This is a genomic window from Paenisporosarcina sp. P5_A11, from assembly GCF_056400705.1.
Map to the genome: position 1 here is coordinate 1 of NZ_JBFUKT010000119.1, position 10286 is coordinate 10286.

Consider the following 10286-nt stretch of genomic DNA (forward strand, 5'->3'; position numbering starts at 1 on the left):
GCATTATGAGATGCACGAATAACATCGCGAATTTTCTTTTGAATCGTTTTTGGTGTAATTCCATGTTTTTCGTTATAGGCGATTTGAATGTTGCGGCGACGTTCTGTTTCTCCAATTGCTTTTGTCATTGAATCCGTCATGCGATCAGCATACATGATAACGTGTCCACTGGAGTTTCTCGCTGCTCGCCCAGTGATTTGGATCAGTGAACGTTCTGAACGTAAAAATCCTTCTTTATCCGCATCAAGTATTGCCACGAGTGAAACTTCTGGAATATCTAGACCTTCTCTAAGTAAATTAATTCCTACTAACACATCATACGTTCCCATTCGAAGTTCTCTAATAATTTCTATTCGCTCAAGTGTCTTAATTTCTGAATGTAAGTAGTTAACTTTAATTCCGATTTCTTTTAAGTAATCCGTTAAATCCTCGGACATTTTTTTCGTTAACGTAGTAACAAGCACACGTTCGTTAAGTTCAGCTCGTTGACGAATTTCATCAATTAAATCATCAATTTGCCCTTCAATTGGGCGAACGTCGATTGTTGGATCTATGAGTCCTGTTGGTCGAATTATTTGCTCTACCATCTCTGGTGTGTGCTCCAGTTCATAAGGTCCTGGTGTAGCTGAAACGAAAATCGCTTGTTTCATGTGTCCCTCAAATTCTTGGAATGTTAACGGTCGGTTATCCATTGCAGATGGTAAACGGAAACCATGTTCTACTAACATTTTTTTACGTGCTTGGTCTCCATTGAACATCCCACGCACTTGAGGTAATGTTACATGGCTTTCATCGACGACCACTAAGAAGTCGTCTGGGAAGTAATCTAATAATGTATAAGGAGTTGCCCCTGCCTCACGGAGTGTTAAATGTCGCGAGTAGTTTTCTATCCCTGAACAAAAGCCCATTTCTCGCATCATCTCTAAGTCGTAGCGAGTCCGTTGTTCTAGTCGCTGCGCTTCTAGTAACTTATCTTCGCCTCGAAGCACTTTTAATTGCTGCTCTAATTCAACTTCAATATTTTCAATCGCTACTAGCAATTTTTCTTCACGTGTTACGAAGTGGGAGTTCGGGAAGATGGCGACGTGTTCCCGTTCACCGATGATTTCACCAGTTAAAGCATCGACTTCACGAATTCGGTCAATTTCGTCTCCGAAAAACTCAACACGAATACAACGTTCATCTCGAGAAGCTGGGAAAATTTCAACGACATCTCCACGCACTCGGAACTTTCCACGCACAAAGTTCATATCATTTCGTTCATATTGAATATCGACTAATTTACGAAGCAACTGATTGCGTTCAATTTCCATTCCCATACGGAGGGACAACACCATATCACGATATTCCTCAGGATTCCCTAAACCATATATACATGAAACTGATGCAACTATTAATACATCATCTCGTTCAAATAAGGCCGAGGTCGCAGAGTGACGCAACTTATCAATTTCTTCATTAATACTTGAATCTTTTTCAATGTACGTATCTGTTTGAGGTACATATGCTTCTGGTTGATAGTAATCGTAGAAACTAACGAAGTACTCCACCGCATTGTTTGGAAAAAATTCTTTAAACTCACTATATAGTTGTCCGGCAAGGGTTTTATTATGAGCCATGACCAATGTCGGCTTTTTAATTTCGGTTACTACATTCGATACGGTAAATGTTTTACCTGTTCCTGTCGCACCAAGCAATGTTTGATATTTCCGACCTTCTTCAATTCCTTTTACCAATTCCCTAATTGCCTGCGGTTGGTCTCCATCTGGTTTATATGGCGCCTGTAAATCAAAAGATTGTTTCATGGTTTCTCTCCTAACTTAAACGCTTAAATCAATTTTTTTTATTCTTTTCGTTTATTCTCAGTATTGTTCATATTTTATCATATTCCCCATTTGAATACGAACAAAAAGCGAACGTATGTTTTTTGAAAGAAAAGTGTAGAGCGCCTAGTTAGCTCGACACCGGTGCTGGAAGAAGCGAATCGGAAACCCGTTTCCGAATGAGTTTCTGAAGCTTAGGTGCGGGCTGACGCTTGAAGCTAGACAAAAAGAAAAGTGGAGCTGGGTGTCTTAAGTTGACGCCGGCGCTGGAAGAACTGAATCGAAAACTCGTTTTCGCATGAGTTATAGGAAGGAAGGCTAACTTCGTGACATCGTGCTACTGCGGTTACTCATCGCAAAATGCAGCGCTAAGAAATCTTGTCGCGACGCCTTCATGACCCACTTCCCGTGGGCCTAAGCGGAGGTGCGAGCTGTGCTTTAGAACTAGACACTGAAAGGTAAAGAACGCCTTATGAGCAGATTCGACTTGGACATAAAAGAAAATCCGCTCTTCGAAAAGAGCGGATGATTCACGATCTATGGAATCAAAATTACACACTATCTTGCTGCAACTGACATAGTTCGTTTGTGTACGCCACAAACGATCCTTTATCTTTTTGATCGAGCGCATTATCAATGAGAGTCAATAAACGGTCTTTTCGTTGTTCTCTATGTACATGGTTTAAAAATAAATCCATGTAGATTTCGTTCAACAGTTTTTCCGCTTCACTAACTGTTTGATTTCGCCCCATCGCTTTTAGAAAATCAGCATATGAATAATACTTATCCATTGCAATCACCTCGGATGCCTTTTTTCTATTATAAGTAATAACGGGGGGAAGTTGCAAATGTTTTTTCTGAAAATTCAACATGTTTTATTTTTTTCTAAATATTTATAATTATTAGGAAATTAGTGTTGATTAATTACCATATTTCTCTATAATAGGGTTTGTAGTCTAATGATAAGGGAGTGAATACATGGGGGAAAAATTTTCCGCAACATCTAATTACCTAGTTTCATTCAATACAATTGCACTTGTACCAATTTGGATAGAGAATAATCTCTATACTAGAGTCATCGAAAATCATACTGAATTTCTTGTCAAAATGAAACCTAGTGCAATAATAAAGAAATCACTCGTTTTTTATGGAAATTCTTATAAACACGCTACTTTTTTTTCACGAGAATCCATTGGACGTTTACACAAACTTCCTCTCATGATTTCACATGATTTTGGAGTCCCTTTAATTATGATGCCTACACTTTCCGCTGAATCTGAAGGGAATATTTGGATTTCTTTTTCTGCTGTTGATCGCTATTCCATTAATTCGCACAGTCAATGTTTGGTTCATTTCACTAATTCTCAAGTTCTACCAGTAAATGTATCTCATTCTACGATGTGCAGGCAATTCGTTCTTTCCCATTTCTTGACAAATCATTTTCAAAAAACGCGTGACATGATGAATCATCCCTTTTCCCAATCAAAACTTACATATACGCCAACTCGAAAAAATCCTAAGAGATGATACATAGACTTAAGCCCTTCGCTAAAGGGCTTTTTATTATGACTTGCACCTTCGTTACTTCCCTCAATTCGCTTGTTTGGCAATCGATAAATACACGCCAAGCAATTCCTCCACTCGATTCCGCAATCTTACGTTTAAGTAGCGACGATGCTCTTCATATCCACTGTGAAAGAAAACGTATTCGGTAAAGGTATCGTCGCGATTGCCACGATTGACTTTCATGTTATGTTGGCGCAAATAGAGCTTAGTATCTTTTAGTTCCCGCTGCGCTTCTTTTACTGCATGGTCAATCATCGCAACATAAGGTCTCTTCAGTTTGAACGGGCTTTTTTCAACGATCTCTCGATCACGCTCCAAAATGGTTAATACCATCGGCAAATAAATCATTTTCTCGAAATAAGGTAAACTTTCGGATGGGATGAGTGGCATGCTTTAGCCTCCTTAAAGAACGTTTGTTCGTATTTTATATTGTACGCTTATTTCAAGAAATTACAAGTGGGAATTTAGGGTATTTTTCATTCAAAGCCTTGGTATATCTCACTTCAAGTCAACTTGTATTTGTGAGATAGCTAGAGTCATCCAGCTTAAAAAGACGTCAAAAAAAACCATCTCACAAAGAGATGGCTTTTTATTATTTAGGTGATTTCCCTTTAAAAACAAAGATTGCTACGATAAAGAAAAATCCGGATGTGGCGATTAGTGGAATATGTTCATTCCACACTCCAAAGAATGTGGTTGCTAAAGATACCACCGAAACAATTCCTGCAAACATACGTGTTTGCAGTCTAGAGCGCTCTACTTCCAGACCTGCATCTCGGATTTGCATGTATTCTCTCATGCGTGTAGGTTCATCAAGATAGCTTAGTATTTTTTGAGGGATGGCACGTAATGGGCCAATTGCATTTAAGGCAATGCGCAGTGCATCATCTTTTGAAAATGACGTTTCTCCACCTTTTTGCATCGCTACCCACTCCAAAACGCGAGGACGTGCAATTGCCAGTAAATCCACCTTCGGATCTAACACATGGAGAACACCTACGAACGTGGAAACAGCGCGTCCAAAAAAAGCAAACTCTGCAGGAAGCTGTACCGGTTGTGTCCGTACAATTCTTTTAATATCAGCTAACAATCGGTCAACAACAAAACTGTCCATTTGGGTCAATTCTTGTGACTCATATGCTGCCACCACTCTAGAAATCGCATCAGCAAGTAATCGACGATCCGCATGTGGCAACAAGAATCTCAACTCTTCTAATCCATCGATTACTTGATCAAAGTGTTTGAAAAGGATACCTTCCACAACTTTTAATACGGAACGTGCTTCTTCTTTACTAATGGACCCAACCATTCCAAAATCGATCAACACGATGGTACCATCTGGTTTAATTAGTATATTTCCACCGTGTGGATCAGCATGGAATTGTCCACCATCCAGTACTTGTTCTAAAAACAACCTGAACAATCGCTCCGATAAGTCACGACGAGTTAATTCATTCGCGTCGATAAATGCTAGATCAGTAATACGTGCACCTTCAATCCATTCCATTACTAGGACACGTCGCGTAGAGAACTCGTCGTAATACACAGGAAAACAGACACCCGGCATCTCTTCAAAACGATCTGCAAAACTGCGTCCATTGCGTAATTCTTGTAAAAAATTAAGCTCCGCACCAATAGTATTAATCATTTCACTATACAAAAGATTAAAATCGATTTGTTTGCCAAAAGCCGTAAAGCGTTTCACTAACCAAATGACGATTTTCATTGCACGGAAATCCGCCCGTAAAATCCGGTCAATATCTGGACGTTGAATTTTAATTGCAACAGGTGTACCGTCTTTAAGTGTGCCTTTGTAGACTTCCCCAATAGAAGCAGAAGCGACCGGTTTATCAGAGAGGTTTTCGACATAATCGTTATGTGATGTATTCCATTCTTCTTCTAGTAGAGCAATTGCATCTTTTCTTGGAACAGCCGGGACTCGGTCTGTTAACCCTTCTAGCTCTGCAATAAATGATGGTGGCATAATGTCTGCACGTGTTGATAAGAATTGTCCCATCTTAATCATTAATCCACCTAGTTTAAGAGCGGTACGTTTATATTCTTTCGCTTGTTTTGTAACCAATCGTTCCCATTTTTCGTTTATAACTGGTGTCCATCGGCCTTTATAGCTGCGCTGAAAAAGTGTTACTTGTGAAAAAAACTTTACGGACATCCACACAATGCGATAGATCCGATAAATTGCTAAACGATCCATTTCAAGCGCCTCCTCTGACCTCCATTATAAGGAGTGATGGCAACAACGTCCAAATAGTGATATGTTTTGTATGAGAACAACTTTCTAAATTGTGAATATTATAAGGGGGATTTATTATGGAAGCAATCCATTATGAACAAAAGGGAAATTTAGCCATCGTCACATTAAACCGTTCTGAGTCGATGAACGCTTTTAACTATGAAATGTTGAGTGAACTTGGTCAAATAGCAGAGTCCATCCGTATTAACCCAGACATTCGTGTCGTGGTTTTCACTGGGGCTGGGGAAAAAGCCTTCAGCGTGGGTGCCGATTTAAAAGAACGTAAAACACTAACAGAGCAAAAAGTGAAACGTAATATATACAAAATAGGCGAAGTGTTTTCAACAATTGAAAATTTACCACAACCTACTATCGCTATGATGAACGGCTACGCTTTTGGTGGCGGCATGGAACTTGCTCTTGCATGTGATTTCCGTATTGCAGCAGACGATGTTGTCCTAGGGTTAACTGAAACAAGCTTAGCCATCATTCCAGGAGCAGGCGGTACACAACGTTTACCTCGCTTAATCGGTGAAGCTAAAGCATTAGAATTAATCTTAACAGCTCGTCGTTTGAAAGCAGAAGAAGCTTTGGCTTATGGCATGTTAACTAAAGTGGTTTCTCGAGAAAGTTTACTAGACGAGACTGGAAAGTTTGCTGATTTAATGCTTGCAAACGGACCGATTGCTTTGCAACAAGCGAAATTTGCCATTAAACACGGCATGAACGCTGATTTACATACAGGCTTAAACATTGAACGTAAAGCTTATGAAATAACAATTCCGACAGAAGACCGTGTCGAAGCACTTATTGCTTTTGGTGAAAAACGTAAACCGATTTTTAAAGGGAAATAACAAAAAGCGATTGTAGAGCTGAGCTTCTACGATCGCTTTTTATTTTTCACTTGCTTCCATCGGCACATCCCATAAAAAATAATTCCCCGTAAAAAGCTTCGTCTCAACAAAGATAATGTCTTTATCTTTTTGAAAGAAGAGCGCTGCTCCTTCTTGGGTTTTGTAAGTCCAACCTAAGTCGCTCAAGACTTTTTTGATAACATCATATCTCGATTCACCGCTGTTTTCAGAAACGTACCGCGTAACGAAAATTGTTTCATCGAATTTCACAAAGTCACGGGAAGTGGAATCTAGGATAGAGATAGCGGCAACAAGACGAATCGTTCCTTCATCCTTCGTTAATAAATGTCCGTAGCGAAAACCGATAAGTGCAAAGAAAACCACCAATATCGCACAGAGCCACAAAGTAAACTTTTTCATTGCACAGCCCTCCTTCCCGTACTTTAGAATATGTTTCAATAGGTGATAAATAGTATAGGTCTGTCTTTAATAGTTCACACAAAAAAGCCACCCAAAATTATTTTGAGTGACTCATTGTAACCAATATTTAAGCTAACCCTTGCTCTAAATCTTCAATTAAATCTTCAACGTCTTCAATGCCTACCGAAATACGCACCAATCCATCTAAAATACCGAGTTCTTGGCGGCGTTCTGCCGGAATTGACGCATGCGTCATCCGTGCCGGCGTGGAGATCAAGCTTTCCACTGCTCCCAGACTTTCTGCAAGTGTGAAGTATTTCAATTTCTTGATCAAATGATCGGCTTTTTCAGTACTGCCTACATCAAAAGAAATCATGCCTCCGAAACCACTTGCTTGTTTTTTCATGATGTCATACCCAACATGTGATTCCAATCCTGGATAGAACACTTTTCCAACCGCTTCATGCGCAACAAGGTAATCAGCAATGCGCTTCGCATTTGAATTCGTTTCTTCCATGCGGATTCCAAGTGTCTTCAAGCCACGAATCAATAACCATGAATCCTGTGGTCCTAAAATTGCACCTACTGAGTTTTGAACAAAGTGTAGGTCTTTCGCTAACTCTTCTGTCGCAACAACTACCAACCCAGCAACTACATCACTATGGCCTCCGATATACTTCGTTGCACTATGCAAAACGATATCTGCACCAAGAGACAATGGTTGTTGCAAGTATGGTGTCATGAACGTGTTATCAACAATCGTTAACAATCCTTTTGCTTTTGCCAATTTAGCAATTTCCGCAATATCCGTTACTTTTAATAATGGATTGGTTGGAGATTCAATAAAGACTGCTTTTGTGTTTTCTTTAATTGCCGCTTCAAATTCAGCCGCGTTTGAAGAATCTACGAATGTTGATTCAATGCCGAAACGATTTAATACTTTTGTCATGACACGGTATGTACCACCGTAAACATCGTCAGTCATAACGATATGATCTCCTGCATTAAAAAGCATCATTACTGAGCTGATAGCTGCCATTCCTGAACCAAAAGCAAAGCCAGCATGACCGCCTTCTAAATCACTAATTAAAACTTCAAGTGCATGACGAGTAGGATTGCCTGTACGTGAATATTCGTATCCACGGAAGTCTCCTACAGCATCTTGTTTATATGTGCTTACTTGGTAAATCGGTGTGGAAACGGCACCTGTTGTTTCGTCCCCAACGATACCCGCGTGAATTAATTTTGTTTTTGGTCTCATTGTGCTTCGTCCTCCTTCAATAATTCATAAACATTTTGGCTTAAATAACGTTCGCTTGAATCCGCAAAAATCGTCACGATATGGCTTCCTGGTTCCGCCACTTTCGCTTCTTCAAGTGCCGCATAAAAAGCAGCACCTGAAGAACTGCCGACAAGAAGACCTTCTTCTTTAGCTAATACACGCATTTTTTCAAAAGCATTTTTGTCAGTAACTGTATGAATAGCATTAAAATACGTTTTATCCATATAGCCTGGTAAAAACTCCATACCGATACCTTCTGTGTAATGCGAACCAGATTCACCACCATTTAAAATCGAGCCTTGTGGTTCAACGATTACTGTTTTAATATCTACATTTTGATTTTTTAAATACTTCGCCGTTCCCATAAATGTTCCACCTGAGCCAGCACCTGCTACAAAGACGTTAATTCTACCATCTAAATCGCGCCATAATTCAGGTCCTAATGTGTGTACATACGTTTCTGGATTTGCAGGATTTGAAAACTGGGAAGGTGAAAAAGCACCTGGCGTTTCTTTTACAAGCTCCTCAGCTTTTGCAATGGCACCTTTCATTCCAAGTTCCGTGGGTGTATTCACGATTTCAGCACCAAGTGCACGCATCAATGTTTGTTTTTCCATACTGAACTTTTGTGGCACAACAAATTTCACCGTGTAGCCTTTGCCAATTGCCGCTAAAGCTACACCGATTCCTGTATTACCAGCTGTTGGTTCGATAATGGTTCCACCTGGTTGTAGCTTTCCAGATTCTACAGCATCTTTTAATAAAGATACACCTAAACGATCTTTCACACTACCACCAGGATTCATGAACTCAAGCTTTGCAAATATGCGACAATTATTCGGAATATCAATATTGTTGATCTCTACGACTGGTGTATTGCCAATCAATTCGTGCACGCTTCCGTAGACATTCATTATACTTCCTCCGCGAATACCGTACGCCATTCATCTTTCTTAGAGAGCATCTCGCGTGCAATCTCTTTGGCGCCTTCTAAACTATGATTGGCAGCCCAGCCACATTGTACTTCATTACAAGCAGGTACTTCAGTTGCTTGCATGACATCTTCAAGCGTTTTTTCTAAAATCATTAAAATTTCGTCGAAGTCATCATGATTAATAACAGCTAAATAAAATCCTGTTTGGCATCCCATAGGGCTCATGTCTACCACTTGATCTGTATGGTTACGAATGTTTTCAGCCATTAAATGCTCAATAGAATGGAGTCCAGCCATTTCCATATGTTCTTTATTCGGTTGCTTAAAACGAATATCATACTTTAAAATTTCGTCTCCATTTGCGCCCATTTTACGTCCAGCTAATCGTACATACGGTGCAACTACCTTAGTATGATCTAAGTTAAAACTTTCTACATTCATTTGTTTCATCTTTTCCACTCCTTATTTTTTAATCGCGTCCATTAACCACACAAAATCATTCATCTGTTCAAACTGAACATCGAATCCTGCTTTTTCAAATGCATGCGTCAATACAGGAATCGTTGTGTAGTACTCCCGTTCTAAGTCGTCCGCCACGTTATTAAAACCACGTGCACGTTCTTTTGAAATCTGTGCTTGTTTCGCTTCCTCTGATGTAAAAACGGTATCTGCAAATACAATTTTGCCACCAACCGGCAATATACTAGCATATGTTAATAATGCTTTTTCTTTCTCACTATCTTTTAAATGGTGAAATACATACGTACTAACGAACGTTTCGACCTTTTGTGGTTTCTCAAAATCTAATAAATCACCGTCTATTAACACTAAGTCAGGAAAACGCTTCGCCGTGACTCGACGCATCGCATCGTTTGGTTCAATTCCAATAACAGAATGACCCGCTTCTAATAACTTCGCCGTTAAGTTGCCAGTTCCTGTTCCGAATTCAACAACTGCCCCTAAAGACTTATTTGTAACTGCAGAAAGTATCTCATCATATTTTTCAAATACATCACGATATTCAGGATCTTGTCCTGAGACTGATGCATCATAAGACTCTACCCATTTATCAAAAATCTCTACGAATTCACGCCCCATAGTAAATTCTCCTTTTTATTATATATTATTCCTACCTGATTACTCGGCATTGGGT

At 39.6% G+C, this 10286-nt stretch carries 11 protein-coding genes; 2 read left to right on the forward strand and 9 right to left on the reverse strand.

Annotation, left to right across the window (positions count from 1 at the left end; translation table 11 throughout):
* Positions 1-1805: excinuclease ABC subunit UvrB (gene uvrB, locus AC1DOS_RS14190; protein ID WP_477538017.1), on the reverse strand; the 1805-nt coding region annotated here is incomplete at its 3' end.
* Between the two features lie 569 nt (positions 1806-2374).
* Positions 2375-2614 (reverse strand): IDEAL domain-containing protein, encoded by a 240-nt coding sequence (locus AC1DOS_RS14195; protein ID WP_108585198.1) that lies wholly within the window; start codon positions 2612-2614, stop codon positions 2375-2377.
* Positions 2615-2801: 187 nt separating this feature from the next.
* On the opposite strand from AC1DOS_RS14195, the gene AC1DOS_RS14200 reads away from it, so the two are divergent.
* Entirely contained in the window at positions 2802-3350 is a 549-nt protein-coding gene (locus tag AC1DOS_RS14200) for a competence protein ComK (RefSeq protein WP_477538018.1), read from the forward strand.
* A 63-nt stretch (positions 3351-3413) separates the two neighbouring features.
* On the opposite strand, the gene AC1DOS_RS14205 is transcribed toward AC1DOS_RS14200, so the two are convergent.
* On the reverse strand, positions 3414-3779 hold the full coding sequence (locus tag AC1DOS_RS14205) for a YhjD family protein (RefSeq protein ID WP_477538019.1): 366 nt from the start codon (positions 3777-3779) through the stop codon (positions 3414-3416).
* Between the two features lie 202 nt (positions 3780-3981).
* Positions 3982-5604 carry an ABC1 kinase family protein gene (locus AC1DOS_RS14210; protein WP_477538020.1) on the reverse strand — a complete coding sequence of 541 codons (1623 nt, stop codon included), beginning with the start codon at positions 5602-5604 and terminating at the stop codon, positions 3982-3984.
* A gap of 116 nt (positions 5605-5720) precedes the next feature.
* Here AC1DOS_RS14210 and AC1DOS_RS14215 point away from each other — a divergent pair, with 116 nt between their 5' ends.
* Positions 5721-6497 (forward strand): enoyl-CoA hydratase-related protein, encoded by a 777-nt coding sequence (locus tag AC1DOS_RS14215; protein ID WP_477538021.1) that lies wholly within the window; start codon positions 5721-5723, stop codon positions 6495-6497.
* Positions 6498-6536: 39 nt separating this feature from the next.
* Here the strand turns inward: AC1DOS_RS14215 and AC1DOS_RS14220 are convergent, their stop codons facing one another.
* The 5 genes from AC1DOS_RS14220 to AC1DOS_RS14240 all read right to left on the reverse strand — a co-directional run bounded on the left by AC1DOS_RS14220 (position 6537) and on the right by AC1DOS_RS14240 (position 10231).
* A complete protein-coding gene (locus AC1DOS_RS14220; RefSeq protein WP_108585203.1) occupies positions 6537-6917 on the reverse strand; it encodes a hypothetical protein in 381 nt (126 codons plus the stop codon).
* 127 nt (positions 6918-7044) lie between these two features.
* The gene (locus AC1DOS_RS14225) at positions 7045-8178 is read right to left on the reverse strand and encodes a bifunctional cystathionine gamma-lyase/homocysteine desulfhydrase (RefSeq protein ID WP_108585204.1); all 1134 of its coding nucleotides are present in this window, start codon (positions 8176-8178) and stop codon (positions 7045-7047) included.
* Positions 8175-9113, reverse strand: a complete 939-nt coding sequence (locus AC1DOS_RS14230; RefSeq protein WP_477538022.1) for a PLP-dependent cysteine synthase family protein — start codon at positions 9111-9113, stop codon at positions 8175-8177. The genes AC1DOS_RS14225 and AC1DOS_RS14230 overlap by 4 nt, the downstream gene beginning before the upstream one ends.
* Positions 9113-9583: an S-ribosylhomocysteine lyase gene (locus AC1DOS_RS14235; RefSeq protein WP_108585206.1), complete on the reverse strand. Its 471-nt coding sequence runs from the start codon at positions 9581-9583 to the stop codon at positions 9113-9115. Before AC1DOS_RS14235 ends, AC1DOS_RS14230 begins: the two co-directional genes overlap by 1 nt.
* A gap of 12 nt (positions 9584-9595) precedes the next feature.
* A complete protein-coding gene (locus tag AC1DOS_RS14240) occupies positions 9596-10231 on the reverse strand; it encodes a class I SAM-dependent methyltransferase (RefSeq protein ID WP_108585207.1) in 636 nt (211 codons plus the stop codon).
* Positions 10232-10286: the final 55 nt, after the last annotated feature.

What these genes read in the sequence shown, in the direction of transcription:
- AC1DOS_RS14195 (WP_108585198.1), bottom strand. Translation starts at nt 2,614, where the DNA reads ATGGATAAGTATTATTCATATGCTGATTTTCTAAAAGCGATGGGGCGA.
- AC1DOS_RS14200 (WP_477538018.1), top strand. Translation starts at nt 2,802, where the DNA reads ATGGGGGAAAAATTTTCCGCAACATCTAATTACCTAGTTTCATTCAAT.
- AC1DOS_RS14205 (WP_477538019.1), bottom strand. Translation starts at nt 3,779, where the DNA reads ATGCCACTCATCCCATCCGAAAGTTTACCTTATTTCGAGAAAATGATT.
- AC1DOS_RS14210 (WP_477538020.1), bottom strand. Translation starts at nt 5,604, where the DNA reads ATGGATCGTTTAGCAATTTATCGGATCTATCGCATTGTGTGGATGTCC.
- AC1DOS_RS14215 (WP_477538021.1), top strand. Translation starts at nt 5,721, where the DNA reads ATGGAAGCAATCCATTATGAACAAAAGGGAAATTTAGCCATCGTCACA.
- AC1DOS_RS14220 (WP_108585203.1), bottom strand. Translation starts at nt 6,917, where the DNA reads ATGAAAAAGTTTACTTTGTGGCTCTGTGCGATATTGGTGGTTTTCTTT.
- AC1DOS_RS14225 (WP_108585204.1), bottom strand. Translation starts at nt 8,178, where the DNA reads ATGAGACCAAAAACAAAATTAATTCACGCGGGTATCGTTGGGGACGAA.
- AC1DOS_RS14230 (WP_477538022.1), bottom strand. Translation starts at nt 9,113, where the DNA reads ATGAATGTCTACGGAAGCGTGCACGAATTGATTGGCAATACACCAGTC.
- AC1DOS_RS14235 (WP_108585206.1), bottom strand. Translation starts at nt 9,583, where the DNA reads ATGAAACAAATGAATGTAGAAAGTTTTAACTTAGATCATACTAAGGTA.
- AC1DOS_RS14240 (WP_108585207.1), bottom strand. Translation starts at nt 10,231, where the DNA reads ATGGGGCGTGAATTCGTAGAGATTTTTGATAAATGGGTAGAGTCTTAT.